General features: G+C 63.2%; 10 protein-coding genes. 9 read left to right on the top strand and 1 reads right to left on the bottom strand.

Going from position 1 to position 15,809, the window contains the following annotated elements:
* Position 1 precedes the first annotated feature (1 nt).
* The 5 genes from V5E97_RS30650 (at position 2) to V5E97_RS30630 (ending at position 5,622) form a co-directional block, all read left to right on the top strand.
* Positions 2-1,312: a dihydroorotase gene (locus V5E97_RS30650; protein ID WP_406695355.1), complete on the top strand. Its 1,311-nt coding sequence runs from the start codon at positions 2-4 to the stop codon at positions 1,310-1,312.
* A 566-nt stretch (positions 1,313-1,878) separates the two neighbouring features.
* The gene (locus V5E97_RS30645; RefSeq protein WP_406695354.1) at positions 1,879-2,496 is read left to right on the top strand and encodes an NYN domain-containing protein; all 618 of its coding nucleotides are present in this window, start codon (positions 1,879-1,881) and stop codon (positions 2,494-2,496) included.
* A 183-nt stretch (positions 2,497-2,679) separates the two neighbouring features.
* Entirely contained in the window at positions 2,680-3,930 is a 1,251-nt protein-coding gene (gene sucC, locus V5E97_RS30640; RefSeq protein WP_406695353.1) for an ADP-forming succinate--CoA ligase subunit beta, read from the top strand.
* A gap of 95 nt (positions 3,931-4,025) precedes the next feature.
* Positions 4,026-4,907 carry a succinate--CoA ligase subunit alpha gene (gene sucD / locus V5E97_RS30635; RefSeq protein WP_406695352.1) on the top strand — a complete coding sequence of 294 codons (882 nt, stop codon included), beginning with the start codon at positions 4,026-4,028 and terminating at the stop codon, positions 4,905-4,907.
* A gap of 151 nt (positions 4,908-5,058) precedes the next feature.
* The gene (locus V5E97_RS30630; protein WP_406695351.1) at positions 5,059-5,622 is read left to right on the top strand and encodes an NUDIX domain-containing protein; all 564 of its coding nucleotides are present in this window, start codon (positions 5,059-5,061) and stop codon (positions 5,620-5,622) included.
* Between the two features lie 347 nt (positions 5,623-5,969).
* Here the strand turns inward: V5E97_RS30630 and V5E97_RS30625 are convergent, their stop codons facing one another.
* A complete protein-coding gene (locus V5E97_RS30625) occupies positions 5,970-7,025 on the bottom strand; it encodes a peptidoglycan recognition protein family protein (RefSeq protein ID WP_406695350.1) in 1,056 nt (351 codons plus the stop codon).
* A gap of 462 nt (positions 7,026-7,487) precedes the next feature.
* On the opposite strand from V5E97_RS30625, the gene leuS reads away from it, so the two are divergent.
* The 4 genes from leuS to V5E97_RS30605 all read left to right on the top strand — a co-directional run bounded on the left by leuS (position 7,488) and on the right by V5E97_RS30605 (position 15,768).
* Positions 7,488-10,316 (top strand): leucine--tRNA ligase, encoded by a 2,829-nt coding sequence (gene leuS / locus V5E97_RS30620; RefSeq protein WP_406695349.1) that lies wholly within the window; start codon positions 7,488-7,490, stop codon positions 10,314-10,316.
* Between the two features lie 373 nt (positions 10,317-10,689).
* Entirely contained in the window at positions 10,690-13,272 is a 2,583-nt protein-coding gene (locus tag V5E97_RS30615) for an Hsp70 family protein (protein WP_406695348.1), read from the top strand.
* Between the two features lie 642 nt (positions 13,273-13,914).
* Positions 13,915-14,748, top strand: coding sequence for a hypothetical protein (locus V5E97_RS30610; protein ID WP_406695347.1), 834 nt, complete (start codon positions 13,915-13,917; stop codon positions 14,746-14,748).
* 393 nt (positions 14,749-15,141) lie between these two features.
* Positions 15,142-15,768: a hypothetical protein gene (locus V5E97_RS30605; RefSeq protein WP_406695346.1), complete on the top strand. Its 627-nt coding sequence runs from the start codon at positions 15,142-15,144 to the stop codon at positions 15,766-15,768.
* The last annotated feature ends 41 nt before the right edge of the window (positions 15,769-15,809 follow it).

Here is a 15,809-nt window from a genome sequence, read left to right as displayed (position 1 = left end):
CTTGGTCACGATCCATATTACGGGCGGACGGATCATTGACCCCAGCCAGGAGATCGACCATATCGGCGACCTCTGGATCAGCCGGGGGCATATCCTGCCGACCGGCGGCTCATCGGACGACGCCGAGGTGGTCATTGATGCCACCGGCCTGATCGTTTGCCCGGGCCTGATCGACGCCCACGTTCACCTGCGCGAGCCGGGGAACGAAGAGGACGAGACGATCGCCACCGGAGCGGCCTCGGCACTGGCCGGCGGGATGACGTCGGTCGCTTGCATGCCCAACACGATCCCGGCCATCGACAATCAGGCGGCCGCCGAGTTCGTTGTGCTTCAGGCGCAGCGTGCCCGCAAGGTCAACGTCTATCCGGTCGGGGCCGTCAGTAAGGGGCGTAAGGGAGAGGAATTGGCCGAGCTCGGCCAGTTGGTGGCTGGCGGTGCCGTGGGGTTCACCGATGGCGAAGCCCCAGTCGCCTCGGCCTCCTTGATGCGCCGGGCGCTCCAGTATGCCAAGATGTTCGACCGCGTCATCATGCAGCATTGCCAGGTGCCCGAGCTCACCGTCGGCGGCGTGATGAATGAAGGCTTCGAGTCGATGCGGCTCGGCCTGGGGGGAATGCCCCCCGCCGCCGAAGACATCATGGTCGCGCGTGACATCCGCCTGGCCGAGATCACCGGCAGCCGGCTCCATATTCAGCACATCTCGACAGCCCGATCCGTTGAGCTCGTCCGCGAAGGCAAGCGACGAGGGGTTCGGGTCACCGCCGAGGCCTGCCCACACCACTTCACGCTGACCGATGAACGGCTCCGCACATTCGACTCGAACTTCAAAATGAACCCGCCCCTGCGGACCTGGAGCGACGTCGAAGCGGTCATCGGCGGGCTCAAGGACGGGACGATCGACATTCTCGCCTCCGACCACTCTCCGCATGCCCCCGAGAAGAAGATGCGCGAGCTCGACCAGGCCCCCTTCGGCATCGTCGGGCTCGAGACCTTGCTGCCGATCTCCGTACTCGGCCTGATCGAGCCAGGACACCTGACCTGGACCGACCTGATCCGCAAGCTCACGATCAATCCCGCCCAGCTTCTGGGAATCCCCAAGGGCACCCTCCAACCCGGCGCCGATGCCGACGTGACCCTGATCGACCCCGAAGCCCGCTGGACCATCGATCCCTCGAAGTTTCTCTCCAAGAGCCGCAATACCCCCTACGGTGGCTGGGACGTCCGCGGCCGGGCCCATACCGTGATCGTCGGCGGCGAGATCCGCTACACGCTGGGCGGGATCGTGCAGCAAGGATCAAAATCCGACTCCTGATCGCAACCCATGATTTCAAGAGATCCATTCCTGCCGGAAACCAAATCTTTTGGCTCGAACGCAGAACGGAATGGCGCATTTGAACCGTTCCCCTGGCTCCTCGCTCACATCGGCGAGGCAGCCTATTCCGTAAGCTGGGTTCCTTGCCTCGCGACGAAAATCAGGTACGAGGCAAGGGCGACCCATAAGCACTCAAAACATTCAAACAAAAGCACATTACAAGCAATTCGCTCCCAATATTGAGTGCTGAAGTCGTTGACCTCGGGGCGATGGTCAAAAACCCTTGGTTACTGTCCTCGGCTACCCAGAACGCTCGGCCTGGGATCCGCCCGAACGAGAATGGTTCGGATCCCACTCGAGGGGAGACGGGGTATCCGCGCTCCCAGGGAATCGCGATCTGAGCAGGGGACAGCCGTGCGATAATCCCTCGGTTCCTGCCACGTTAGGGACTCTGAACACTCTTTCAAAGCGGTCAGAAACAGCGTAAAGTCGAATCTGAGGATTATTTATGTTAGACTGAATCCTGGCACTCCGCTGCTTTGCAACTGCCCCGCTCTGAGTTTGGGATGCGACTGCTGATCGACGGCTATAATGTGATGTTCGCCCAGGGCCTCGTGGGGAAGCGGATCGGTCCCGATCACTTCCGCAAGGCGAGGACCCAGTTTCTCAACAAGCTCTCCGACGCTCTTGGCCCGCTGGAAGCGCACCTGACCACGGTGGTCTTCGATGCCGCCACCCCGCCGCACGACCTCCCTCCTCAGTCTCGCCACAAGGGAATGACGATCCTCTACGCGGTCAACGACGAGGACGCCGACCAGCGGATCGAGATGCTGATCGCCGCGCATTCCGCCCCGAAGACGCTCACCGTCGTTTCGTCCGATCACCGGATCCGGCAGGCGGCCACAAGACGCAAGGCCCGCATCCTGACCGCCGACGTGTTCCTCGCCGAGATTGAATCGCGCAAGCGAAGCCCGCGCGAGGTCCCTGTCCCTCCCAATCCGGAACGGACCAGGGGGAGGGAGCTCTCCTCGAGCGAGTCGGCGTACTGGCTCAATGAGTTCCGCGACATTGAGGAAATGCCGGAGACGCGGGCCATGATGGGCAACGAAATGGGCATACCGACCGACGCTGAGATTGCCGAGATCGAACGCGAAATCGAGCGGGAGTTTCGCGACGGCAAGTGAAATCATCGCGGAAAACGAGAGGTCAACGAAGGCTCGCCGGTTGCTGGAACCCCTTGACAGAATGAGCTTATTCGACGGCTGGGGTCTGGAATCGGGACGAAGCCCTATGGTAAAACCGCCTCGGGGATAGACGGCGCGAGCCGATCGATCCGCGGCGAATGGTCCACGAAGGGTTCGGCGAATATGAAAGTTCACGAGTACCAGGCGAAAGACCTTCTGCGAGCCGCAGGGGTCGCGGTCCCTGACGGGATTGTCATCACCTCCGCCGAGGAGGCCGGCGCCGCGTTCGATCAGTTGAAGGGGGGCCTGATCGTCGTCAAGGCCCAGGTCCACGCGGGTGGACGAGGCAAAGGGGTCGCCATCGGCCCGGACGACGACCGCGCCAAGGCCCTCGAAATCGCCAGCGGACAAGCGCCTCGCCCTGACGGCATGGCCAAAGGGGTGCAGCTCGTCCGGACCCGCGAGGATGCCGTCAAAGCGGCCGCCAGCCTGCTCGGGAAGACGCTCGTCACCTATCAGACGGGCGCAGAGGGTCAGGCGATCTCCAAGGTGCTGATCACCGTCGGACACGACATCGTCCGCGAGCTCTACCTCGGCCTGGCGTTCGACCGCGCCTTGCAGTGCCCGGTGCTGATGGCCTCCACCGAAGGGGGCGTCGAGATCGAGACGATCGCGCACACGCACCCGGAAAAGATTCACCGCGAGCCGATCGACGTCGGCCTCGGGCTGGCCGGGTTCCAGGCCCGCAAAGTTTGCCAGGTGCTGGGCCTGAAGGGAGAGACCGCCAAGAAGGGCGAAGTCTTCCTCAAGAACTTCGTCAAGCTCTTTCTCGACACCGATGCCTCGCTGGCCGAAATCAACCCCTTGATCGTGACCGACAAGGGCGACGTGATGGCGCTCGACTGCAAGTTCAACTTCGACGACAACGCCATGTTCCGGCACCCTGACATCGCGACGCTGCTCGATGTGGCGGAGGAAGACCCCGCCGAGCTGCGTGCGGGCAAGAGCGGGCTGAGCTACGTGAGCCTCGATGGCAACATCGCCTGCCTGGTCAACGGGGCAGGGCTGGCCATGAGCACCATGGACCTGATCAAGTACCATGGGGGCGAGCCGGCCAACTTCCTCGACGTCGGTGGCGGAGCGAACAAGGACCAGGTCCTTGAAGGGTTCCGGATCCTGCTGTCGTCGCCGCGGGTCAAGGCGGTCCTGGTCAACATCTTCGGCGGCATCATGAAGTGCGACATCATCGCCTCGGCCTTGCTGGCCGCCTACGGTGAGCTCGACTTCCGAGTCCCGCTGGTCGTCCGTCTCGAAGGCACGAACGTCGAGGCCGGCCGAAAGATGATTGAAGAAAGTGGTCGGAACATCATCACCGCCACGGGACTGACCGACGCCGCCGAAAAAGTCGTCGCCGCTGCCAAAGGGGCTGCGTAAATTCCATTCCCTCGCCGGTGGTCGTTGGTCGCTCGACACACCGGCCGTCTCCCTTGCCGATGGCGTGGAATTACGCCCTAAAGAGGATTCGACGAATGAGTATCTTGGTCGATAAGAATACGCGGCTGATCTGCCAGGGGATCACCGGCAAGGCGGGCAAGTTCCACTCCGAGCAGTGCCGCGACTACGGCACCACTCTCGTGGGCGGGGTCACCCCCGGCCGAGGGGGCGAGTCGGTTCTGGGCGTCCCCGTCTTCGACACCTCGTCCGAGGCCGTCAAAGCCACGGGGGCCAACGCCACGATGATCTTCGTGCCGCCGCCAGGCGCGGCCGACGCGATCCTCGAAGCGGCTGACGCGGGGATCCCCTTGATCATCGCCATCACCGAGGGCATCCCGGTCCTCGACATGGCCCGTGTGATGGCCTACCTCAAGGCCCACCACCCGAGCACAACGCTGATCGGCCCCAACTGTCCCGGGGTCATCACGCCTGGCCAGTGCAAGATCGGGATCATGCCCGGCTACATCCACAAGCCCGGCAAGGTCGGCGTCGTTAGCCGCTCGGGCACCTTGACCTATGAAGGGGTCTGGCAGCTCACCAACCTCGGGATCGGTCAAAGCACCTGCGTCGGCATCGGCGGCGATCCCATCAACGGGACCGACTTCGTCGCCGCGCTTCGGCTCTTCCAGGCCGACCCCGACACCGAGGCCGTCCTGATGATGGGCGAGATCGGCGGCAACGCCGAGGAACAGGCCGCCGCCCTCAAGAAGTCGGGCGAGTTCACCAAGCCGCTCGCCGCGTTCATCGCCGGCCAGACGGCTCCTCCCGGCAAGCGGATGGGGCACGCCGGGGCGATCATTTCAGGAGGATCGGGCAAGGCGTCCGATAAGATCGACGCCCTTGAAGACGCCGGCATCCGCGTCGCCAAGAGCCCTGCCGACATGGGCGCTGCCCTCAAGGCAGCTCTCAAAGGTTGATCTTTCGATGCTCCCAAGGGGTGGGCCCGGCCCACCCCTTGTCATCGATTGGGGATCGAGGAACAGGGAGCTCATGCTCCCTGTCTTCTTTGGAGAGCGAGGTCAAAACCGATGGGTCATCCGTCCCCACCCCAGGGGAGCCTTACCTTCCATGTCTGATCCAGAGCACCGTAACCCCTGGACGACTCTGGGCAGCCGGTTCATCTATGAAAACCCTTGGATCAAGGTGCGGGAGGACCAGGTCCTCCATCCCAACGGTGATCCGGGAATCTACGGGGTCGTCCAGTTCCGCAACCAGGCCGTCGGCGTATTGCCCGTGGATGACCAGGGAAGGATCTGGCTGGTCGGTCAGTATCGCTACCCGCTCCAACGGTACTCCTGGGAAATCCCCGAGGGGGGAGGACACGCTGGCGAAGCCCCCGAGGACGCCGCAAGACGCGAACTTCGGGAGGAAACAGGGCTGACCGCGGGTCGGCTCGAGTTGATCTCGAAGTCGCACCTGTCGAACTCGGTGAGCGACGAGTTGGGGTTGATCTACAGGGCGACCGAGTTGGAGCAAGGGATCAGCGAGCCCGAAGGATCGGAACGGCTGCAAGTCAGGCGCGTCGAATGGACCGAAGCCTGGGCCATGCTTCAAGACGGCACGATTACCGACTCCATGAGCATGATTGCCCTCCTTCACGAGGCGGTCCGTCGTGGCGGACAACGCCCCTGACCCCCCAAACGGCCGGAACCAAGCCGACTTGAGCGTGAACGTCCACGTTCCGTTCCTCATTCCCACGCACTTTCCCTGATGGGCCGGCTCACGCGACAAGCATTCGGGCCGCCGCGCGACCTGAAAATGTCACGTGAAACCAAGCGAGGGGATGAAAGCAGGCGAGGCGAGCGGACGGAAAGTGAAGAAGCGATCACCTTTGGGATGGTTCATTGCATGATGTGAAGCGAGCGGGGAAGGGGACTGAAGTCGGGTTCAGAAACTTCGCGGATCTGGATAGAAAATGCTTGAGCCAGATGGGATTTTGATGGAAGTACAAGCTGGAAAGTCAAAGACCACCGTGCGTCTTACCGCTGGGCATAGTTGCGGGAACCCATGATCGCCTGAGTCGGGAAGTGCTTTCCGGGACAAGCTGTGGGTGAAGCGGCGAGCGTGGTATGGGTGCCGATTCGATCGTCGGCGATTTGATAGCGGTCGCCCAGATAGTCGACCAACGCTTTGGCCGCCTCGATCTGACGCGGGGTGGGACCGGCGTTGTCGAGGTCACCGACGAGGCAGATGCCGATCCCATATTCATTGACTTCGCTGGTCTTGCCGTCGCGGCAGTGCACCCCGTGCTTTTGATTCGACCACCGCTGGGCAACCTCGACCTGGCCGTCGGGACTGCCCGTTCCGTTGCCGATGACAAAGTGGTAGCCGCACCCCTCCCACCCGAGCACCTTGCGGTGCTCGCGGTCGATCTCGTTGAGGCCGCCTGACGCATGAGAACTGTGGTGCATCACCACGTATTTCCACGGTCGGTCGGCTTTGGGTGGGGTGAAGAGATCGTCAGGGTCATTAACGAAAGGGCGGAGCCGCTCCCTTAGCGAGGCCTCCCTTGGGCGCCCGAAGAGATTGCGTCGACCGGTTCCCTGCGTAGTGCTCGGCGTCTTCCGGGATGCCCCTCGGTTGGGAGTGAGGCTCGAACTCGGGCCGGGGGCCGCGGTGGGAGCTTCGTTGGCCGGGGTAAGTTCCAGGGTCGGCTCATCAGGGACAGCGTTGGGCCGGGGGGGCGACATTCCGGCGGGCGAAACAGGCTCGTCGATCCGAGGAGACAAGGGGGCGTCGAGCGGAGGCGTCACCGAATCCAGCAATGAGGGGGCTGGCGAGGGGACGATCGTCGGGCTTGTCTCAACGGTGGTCTGGCTCGACCCCATCGTGCTTCCACCGCAGTTTCCTGAGGGGCAGTCATTCGGGAGCAGGACGGGCCGATTCACCTGAAACCGAGGCGACATCATAACCGGACGCATCGACGTGCGGCGATGGCTACAACCCAGTGACGCCGGCATGATCATGACGGCGGCTAAGAGCACTATCCCGCGACGCGGGCGCAGAACGAACGAGGCCAGCGGATGCAGGACCATTTGCAAATCTCCATACCAGGGTTCGGGGAATCCTCTTGGTGAAGCTGTCTGTCAGGCTTCACGCCAAGAGAAGCAAGCGGGATGCCGAACGTTCTTGGAACCCTCTCGAAGTGACTTCTCCCGGATCCCTGCTTTCGACTCAAGTCTACACTCCGATTGGCCGAGTGCGCCGCGAGGTCGAAGATTTTTTCTTTTTTTCGTTAAGTCCGCGGGCGAGCCGGCCGAGCGCCCTTTGTAAAACCCTCCTTCGTCGGTTTGTAGAGCGGTTCAAACCGCCCAGCACCCCCTCAAATCACCAAGGTCTGCTCAACCACTCCAATCCTTCAACGATACGCCCACGCTGGCCAGGACGGCGCAATCGCGTTATCCTGAAGGGCGTGAGGATGTGGCCCCCCGAACCTGCGGAGGGCTCTTTTTTTTGTCAGGCTCACGTGCTGCGCTAAGGTGGGGAGAGCGTCGGTCATGCCCGCATATCACGTCCAGCGGATCGAGAAGAAGTGGCAAGCCTACTGGGAGCGGAACAAGACGTTCCGGACCCCAGACGTCTCGCCGGGCAAACCCAAGCTCTACGTCCTCGACATGTTCCCCTATCCCAGCGGCGCGGGCCTCCACGTCGGCCATCCCGAAGGGTACACCGCAACCGATATCGTTTGCCGGTACAAACGGATGCGCGGGTTCAACGTGCTGCACCCGATGGGCTGGGATGCATTCGGACTCCCCGCCGAACAGTACGCGATCAAAACCGGGACGCATCCCCGGATCACCACTCAAAACAACATCGATAACTTCCGGCGCCAGATCAAGTCGCTCGGCTTCTCCTACGACTGGGACCGCGAGATCGACACAACCGATCCGCATTACTACAAGTGGACGCAGTGGATCTTCTTGCAACTCTTCGATACCTGGTACGACCCCGACTTCGCGTGGACCGATCCCGACGGCCGCGCTCGTAAAGGCAAGGGACGTCCGATCGCCGAGCTGCCGATCCCGGCGGGAATGGCCGACCCTGACGCTTATCGCGATTCCAAGCGTCTCGCCTATCGTGCCGAAGTCCCCGTCAACTGGTGTCCCGAACTGGGAACGGTGTTGGCGAACGAGGAGGTCATCGACGGTAAGAGCGAGCGGGGAAACCACCCGGTCGTCCGAATGCCGCTCAAACAGTGGATGCTCCGAATCACCGCCTATGCCGACCGGCTGGCCGAAGAAATCGAGTTCGTCGATTGGCCCCGTGCCATCAAAGAAATGCAGCGCAACTGGATCGGTCGGAGCGAAGGGGCCGAGGTCGATTTCTACGTCGGGCAGGACGTGAACCATTGGCGTGAAGGACGTCGAGCCAGCGGATGGCCCGAGTCGCCGGGCGGCGACGCCATCCGCGTGTTCACGACCCGTCCCGACACGCTCTTCGGGGCAACCTACATGGTGCTCGCCCCCGAACACCCCCTGGTTGATCGGCTGACGACGCCCGAACGCCGCGAGGCCGTCGAGTCATACCGGCGCGCCACCAGCGGCAAGAGCGACCTCGACCGGACCGACCTGGCCAAGACCAAATCCGGCGTTGCGATCGGCGCCTCGGCCATCAATCCGGTCACAGGGCGGTCGATCCCGATCTGGATCGCCGACTACGTACTGATGGGCTACGGCACCGGCGCCATCATGGCGGTACCGGGCCACGACATCCGCGACTTCGAATTCGCGCAGAAATTCGAGCTGCCGATCCTCCGGGTCGTCGCTCCGTCGGCCGACCTCGCTGGGACGGCCCTCGAAACCGCAGAGTCCGAGTACGGGATCGCGGTCAACTCCCACGGCGGCGTCGAGGGGGTCTCGATTGACGGGCTCCCGACCGACCAGGCCAAAGCCACAATTACTGCCTGGCTCGATCAACACGGGCTCGGACACAAGACCGTCAATTACAAGTTGCGCGACTGGCTGTTCAGCCGTCAGCGATACTGGGGCGAGCCGTTCCCGATCCTGCTCGGTGAAGGGGAGACCTTGAAGGCAGTCCCTGAAGCCGAGCTTCCGGTGCTGCTGCCCGAACTCGCCGACTTCCGTCCGTCGGGCAAGCCCGAGCCCCCCCTGGGTAAGGCGACCGACTGGATCCAGTACTCCAGCTCCTATCAGCGAGAAACGAACACGATGCCCCAGTGGGCCGGCTCGTGCTGGTACTTCTTACGCTATCTCGATCCGACGAACGACGAGCGTCCCTGGAATCCGGAACTCGAGAAGTACTGGATGCCCGTCGACCTTTACGTCGGTGGCGCCGAGCACGCGGTCCTGCACCTGCTCTACAGCCGATTCTGGCACAAGCTGCTCTTTGACCGAGGGCACGTCAGCACGCCCGAGCCGTTCCAGCGGCTGGTCAACCAGGGAATGATCCTGGGCGAGACCGAATACACGGGTTATCAAGACGAGTCGGATCGATGGGTCTCGGTCTCCAAGGTCAAAGAGACGGAGAGCGGCCACGCCGACCTCGAAGGACGACCGGTCCAGGCGGTGAAGCTCGAGCCTGAGCAGGTCGTCAAGAAGGGGGAGGGATTCGTCCTGGCCGACGATCCCGAGGTCCGGATCGACGCGCGGGCCCACAAGATGTCGAAGGCGCGGGGCAACGTGATCAATCCCGACATCGTCGTCGATGAGTATGGCGCAGATAGCCTGCGACTCTACGAGATGTTCATGGGTCCCCTGGAGGCCGTCAAGCCCTGGAACATGAAGGGGGTCGAAGGCGTCTTCCGCTTCTTGAGCCGAGCCTGGCGAATGATCATCGACGCCGATTCCGAAGAATTGCGGGTCGACTCGAAGATCCAGGACGTCGCCCTCACCCCTGAGCAGGCCAAGCTCGTGGCGCGAACCGTCGCGGCCGTGTCCGACGACCTGGACGCGATGCGGTTCAACACGGCGATCAGCCGGCTGATGGAGTTCACCAACGCCTTCACCGGTCAGGACGTGCGGCCGAAGTCGGCCATGGAGACGTTCACACTCTTGCTCGCGCCGATGGCTCCCCACATCGCCGAGGAACTCTGGGAACTGCTCGGCCACACCGAGACACTCGCCTATCACCCCTGGCCGACCTTTGACCCGGCGCTCCTGAAGGACGACGAAGTCGAAATCCCGGTGCAGGTCAACGGCAAGGTCCGCGGGCGCGTCGTCGTTCCGGCCGATGCGGGACGCGACGCGATCGAGGCCGCGGCCCGAGCCGATGAGAAGGTCGCCGCCCTGATCGAAGGCAAGGCGATCAAGAAGATCATCGTGGTCCCCGGCAAGCTGGTCAATTTCGTCGTCGCCGGCCCTTCGTAATCGGCGTGAATTGACCCTGGCATTTCGTGAGACGATCCCGAAGCCATAGAATATCGGGTGTCTTGCTTCGGCGTCTTTGGGGGGATCGGTTGGGAATGGCACGCTCACGTTACATCGTCGGGATCGACCTCGGGACGACCAATTGCGCCGTGGCGTATGTGGATACGAAAGGGAGAGAACGGCCTACCGCCGATATCCGCCTCTTCTCGGTTCCGCAACTGGTAGCGCCCGGGGAGACGGCTCCTCGGCCGATGCTCCCCTCCTTTCTGTATCTACCGGGCACGCACGACCTGCCCCCCGGCGCGGCCAGGCTTCCGTGGAAGGACGACGCCGATCGGATCATCGGCGAGTTCGCGCGAATTCAGGGGCCAAGGTGCCCGCGCACCTGGTCGCCAGCGCCAAGAGCTGGCTCTGCCATAGCGGTGTCGACCGCGAGGCGGAAATCCTCCCCTGGGCCAGTCCCCCCGGAGCACGCAAGGTCTCCCCGGTCGAGGCCTCGGCCGACTTCCTCCGCCATATCCGCGACGCCTGGAACGACCAGTTCGCCCGTGAAGACCAGACGCTTCGGCTTGAGAATCAGGAGGTCGTGCTGACCGTCCCCGCCTCGTTCGACGAGGCGGCCCGCGAGTTGACCGTCGACGCGGCGAAGAAGGCGGGGCTTGGAACGATCATCCTGCTCGAAGAGCCCCAGGCCGCATTTTACTGCTGGATCGTCTCCCACCAGGAAGGCTGGCAACGCGAGGTTCGGGGCGGCGAACTGATCCTGGTCTGCGACATCGGCGGCGGAACGACCGACTTCAGCCTGATCACCGTGGTCGAGACACCGACCGGCCCCGGATTCCGCCGGGTGGCGGTGGGCGATCACCTGATGCTCGGGGGCGACAACATCGACCTGGCCCTCGCCCACCGGGTCGAGAAAAAGCTGGGGGGCATCAAGCTCGATGCCGAACAGTGGAGCGCACTGCGGCATGCCTGCCGGACGGCGAAAGAGAAGTTGTTGGGAGATCTGCCGGTCGAGCGTTGGCCGGTGACAATCGCCGGGCGCGGCTCGAAGATCATTGGTGGGAGCATCCAATCCGAGCTGACCCGCGACGAGACGCTCGAGGTCGTGCGCGATGGCTTCTTCCCCAAGGTCCCGCGCGGTGAAGAGCCGGACCGCGTGACCAAGGCCGGACTCCAGGAGTTCGGCCTGCCGTTCGTTTCCGACCCGGCGATCCCCAAACACCTCAATGCCTTCTTGAGACGGCATCGGGCTGAGGCGGGCGGGCAGGGGGGGGCCGTTCCCGACGACCGGCCAGCGCGTCCTGACGCCATCCTCTTCAACGGCGGAGCGCTGACGCCCGCGGTCGTTCGGAACCGCCTGGTTGAGGTGGTCTCGTCCTGGTTTCCCGACGAACCAGGCGCTCCGTACGCCCCTCGCGTCCTGTCAAACGCCTCGCTCGACCTGGCGGTCGCCTACGGAGCAGCCTACTACGGCGTGGTCCGACGCGGCGGCGGAATCCGGATCGGCGGGGGAACGGCACGCTCGTTTTACGTGGGCTTCCAGGCCGAGACGGTCGATCGCCCCTGGCTCTGCGTCGTCCCACGCGATGCCCAGGAAGGGGACGAGATCACCATCGACCACCGTGATTTCGACTTGCTCATGGGCCAACCCGTCGCCTTTCCGCTGGCGAGCAGTTCGGTCCGCCCCGACGACAAGCCTGGTGACCTCGTCGCCACCGACCCCGACTCGATCCGCGAGCTCCCACCGCTTCAGAGCTTGATGCGCGTCGGCCGAAAAGCGAAGGCCGAACGTGTTCCGGTGCGCCTGGCGGCACGAGTCACCGAAGTGGGAACGATCGAGCTCTGGTGTCAGTCGCGAACCGACGATCGCCGCTGGCGGTTGCAGATCCAGCTTCGAGGGCCGGCGGGCACTCCTGCTCCATCAGGGTCGGTGACCGGCCGGGAAAATGATCGCGTTGTGATCGAGCAATCGATCCTCGACGCGGCAATCGAAGCAATCCAGGTGGCATTCGGCCCCGTCACCCCGAGCGCGGAAATGGGGCCGTCCCGGCTGATCAAACGGCTCGAAGATTTTCTCGACGCCCCCCGCGACCAGTGGCCTCCCTCGGCCTTGCGGGCGATGTGGGAGCCGTTGCGGGACCTGGCCGAGGCTCGCTTCAAAGGGCCAAGGCACGAGTCGCGCTGGTATAACCTGGCCGGGTTCTGCCTCCGACCGGGGACAGGCTTCCCCCTCGACGAAACGCGAATCAAGGCGGTCTGGCCGGTCTTCCATCAAGGGGTCCGCCACACGAAAGACCTGCAATGCTGGGCCGAGTGGTGGATTCTCTGGCGGAGGGTGTCGACCGGGCTGTCGCGAGCGCACCACGACGAGATCTCGCGCCGCCTGATCCCGTCGTTGCTGCCCAGCAAAGCCGGCGCGGCGAAGAAGGGGGGGCGGCCCCGTCCCGAGGCCCATGAGCTTGCCGAGATGTGGCGCTGCGCGGCCAGCCTCGAGCGGCTCTCACCGGACCAGAAAGTGGCCTATGGCAATGCGCTTGTGAAGGAACTCTTGCCCCGCGAGAGCCTGGCGCACCATGTCCTTTGGTGCCTTGGCCGGCTCGGTGCTCGGGTCTTGCTTTACGGCCCGGCGAACACGGTCGTCCCCCGCGAAACCGCCGACCACTGGACGCGATCGTTGCTCGAACGACCGTTCGCTCCGGGCCGCGAGACGACCGACGCCATCTTCGCGCTGGCGCAGCTCGCGCGAGTCTCGGGCGACCGGGCCCGCGACCTGGACGAAGCCTTGCGAATCGACGTGCTCAAACGCCTCGAAGAACTGGGAGCCGACGAGGTCATCTGTCGCCCCGTGCGCGAGTATCACGAACTCGAGGCGGAGCAACAAGGGCAGGCCCTGGGTGATTCCCTCCCTGTCGGTCTCAGGCTCCTCGAAGCGACCGGGGCCACCGGGTCGTAAGACGGGCGCCCCCGCTTCGGACGAATCCGGGCATGCCTTTCTCATTCGGAGCCGAGCCGGACGAGAAGGCAATGTCCGACCCCGGGGTCGCGTCGAGAAGTTCCCTGCCCGAGTCATGGTAGGCGCGGTTGACGGGCGCCTTGCGTAAGCCACGAGCTTCTCCGTGTGCCGGTCGTCGGCGGGATTCCTGGTCTCGACCGGAGACACGGGCGAGCTTTGCACCGATCTACCGGCGTCGTCGCGGGCCCGCGCGCCTCGCTTGACCCCGGCCTCGGGGCAATCGCAAGGACTCCTCGGCACAACCTCCGAGTCACTCTCCCCGATCTGGGGACACGTCCCCCCCATTCACAAGCCCGAAACCGCGAGCCAGGCAGGAGAGCCCAGTGGCGCGGATCATCGCGGCATCTGTTCTCTCGACATGACGTCACGGAACCGTCCCGAACACGTATGGACGATATCGATCCGACACCATTTTGTAGGCGTCCAGGACGCCGCCTGGCCTGAACCAGCACCGGGGCGAGAATCGCCAACGGTTCGCCGTTGACGTCGTCGACGCTCGGAACGGGTGGGTTGAGGCTCGGTCATTCGGCGGCCTGAAGCAACGACCACTTCCCCCCCCTTACTTTCTTGGTGGCAACGCTCATGCCCGAATTCCTCAAAGTCATCAACATGAAGGGATTCGATGTCCATCGGACTCCACGATGGCAAATGGTTCCCTTCCTGGGCCTTCGTTATATCGCCCTCCGGGGCGGGACTGGGATGACGGTTTCCAGTTCGAAACCCTGGATCGTCGCCGTGAAAGAGGTCACCCAAGCCGACCTGCCCGCCGGTGAGTGGGGCCACGAACGAACTCCACTGCTGCCCACGGATCGAGTCTTCTGTCTCCTTGGCGTCTGGAAAGGGGACGCGCTGATCCAGGCGACGGGGAGTGGAGGCCCAGTCAATCTCGAGGTCGATGTGAAGTTGCGGAAAACCATCCGGGTCACGTTTACCTTCATCGAGGACAGTGCAGGGCACAAGACGATTCGAGTCCCCGCCGATGCCGCCGGATGGCTCAAAAAGGTGAACTACATCTTCACCAACCAGGCCAATATCGAAGTTCTCAGCAGATTCTCTCGATGGAAAACAGTCGGCAAGGATCTCGGCTCAGTCATCACCACTCTCGAGAACGCTCCGGGCGAGGAGGTCGACATCTACCCCCTCGGCGATACGGGCGCAGATTTCAACGTCTTCCTGGTCTGGGAAGTGGAGATTACGGACAACGCGGGCAACGACACCGGCTTCACGGACGGCACGAATATCCTGCTGGATGACAAGGGGGCCAAGGATATCGCCGAATCCCTGGCTCACGAGTTGGGACACGCCATGAGCTTGTCCGACCAGTACACGATCCAGCGCGAACTCATGTACGGCTACGATGATAAGCGAGGAATCCACTTGGCAAAGGCTCATGTCAACGACGTGAACCGACTTTAATGTCACGCCGGATGGAAGCATTTTGCCCGGTCGCCACCCCCATGAGCCACTCGAAGTAGGACGGTCCCGTCAGTGTCGCCTTTCGCTGGCTTCCCCTCGGGAGCGCGGCGGCGTCTCCTTGTGACTTTCGATCGAACCAGGCGGACTCACTGAATCAAGAACGCATGATGCGCCTCGCCCGCTCTCCCATTCCGAAGAAAAAAAAGGAAATTGCGGACGGGGTACCCGCAGCCCCAAGGAATTCCGGCCCAGGCCATTCAATCCGTTGGGAATGAGCACCGGTTTCGGGGTTTCCCGTCACAACCGGCACCGAGCTCCGTTCTTCCTCGCCGAGGTCTGACACAATGGTCTGCGTCTTACTTTGGCCAACGGGGTCTGATCCAGGGGACAATTATGGCGTGGTTCTCTCGAATTTCGCGTTTTGGTGATGTCCACTGGGTCTTCGGGCAAGAGCAGCAAATCTCGTGCGGGGTGGCCTGCGTGATCATGGCCGCCTTCAAGTTCAACAAGATTGCTCCGGGGACGAAGGCCTTATTCAGTGAAGCCGACATCCTTGCGAAGGCGAAGGCGATGTTCGGCCCCAACCCGCTGGGAACGGGGGGGTTCACCAATCCGCAGATTCTCCAAATGCTGAATCACGCCGACCTCAACATGACCGGTTGGAACTTCAAGCGCCTGGCGACCAACGATGTGCCAGGCAAAATCATCCAGGAGGTTGGCGTCACGAGCGGATTCGGGGTCGTGATCTCCGTCAAGCCGATGATCGTCGGGATCGACTGGAATGGAGGCGGTGGTCACTGGGTCGTCGTCGACACCGTCCGCACGTTCATGGGGAAGAAGTACGCCACGGTTTGCGACCCCTGGGATGCCAATCTTCACATCGTGCCGCTGGAAGAGAATCAGACCTTCAACTACACCGGGAAACCGGCCGTCGGCGTCGATTTCTGGGGCAGTCGGTACAACTACGACACGCCGAGTGCCGGGGGGGCCTTCCTCGGCGACGTCCTTTGGAGGGCCTAGACCGAATGTCCCGCCGCCGAGGCGGAGCGGCGGGGCTTCGA

Origin of the sequence: Singulisphaera photorubra, from assembly GCF_045290345.1 — a bacterium.
Taxonomy (GTDB): Bacteria; Planctomycetota; Planctomycetia; order Isosphaerales; family Isosphaeraceae; genus Singulisphaera.
Note: the sequence above shows the minus strand (reverse complement) of the source record. Positions and strands in the feature narration are given on the sequence as shown.

Coding starts and splice junctions, on each gene's coding strand:
- V5E97_RS30610 (WP_406695347.1), top strand. CDS start 13,915: ATGCCCGAATTCCTCAAAGTCATCAACATGAAGGGATTCGATGTCCAT.
- V5E97_RS30625 (WP_406695350.1), bottom strand. CDS start 7,025: ATGGTCCTGCATCCGCTGGCCTCGTTCGTTCTGCGCCCGCGTCGCGGG.
- V5E97_RS30645 (WP_406695354.1), top strand. CDS start 1,879: ATGCGACTGCTGATCGACGGCTATAATGTGATGTTCGCCCAGGGCCTC.
- V5E97_RS30605 (WP_406695346.1), top strand. CDS start 15,142: ATGGCGTGGTTCTCTCGAATTTCGCGTTTTGGTGATGTCCACTGGGTC.
- V5E97_RS30630 (WP_406695351.1), top strand. CDS start 5,059: ATGTCTGATCCAGAGCACCGTAACCCCTGGACGACTCTGGGCAGCCGG.
- sucC (WP_406695353.1), top strand. CDS start 2,680: ATGAAAGTTCACGAGTACCAGGCGAAAGACCTTCTGCGAGCCGCAGGG.
- leuS (WP_406695349.1), top strand. CDS start 7,488: ATGCCCGCATATCACGTCCAGCGGATCGAGAAGAAGTGGCAAGCCTAC.
- sucD (WP_406695352.1), top strand. CDS start 4,026: ATGAGTATCTTGGTCGATAAGAATACGCGGCTGATCTGCCAGGGGATC.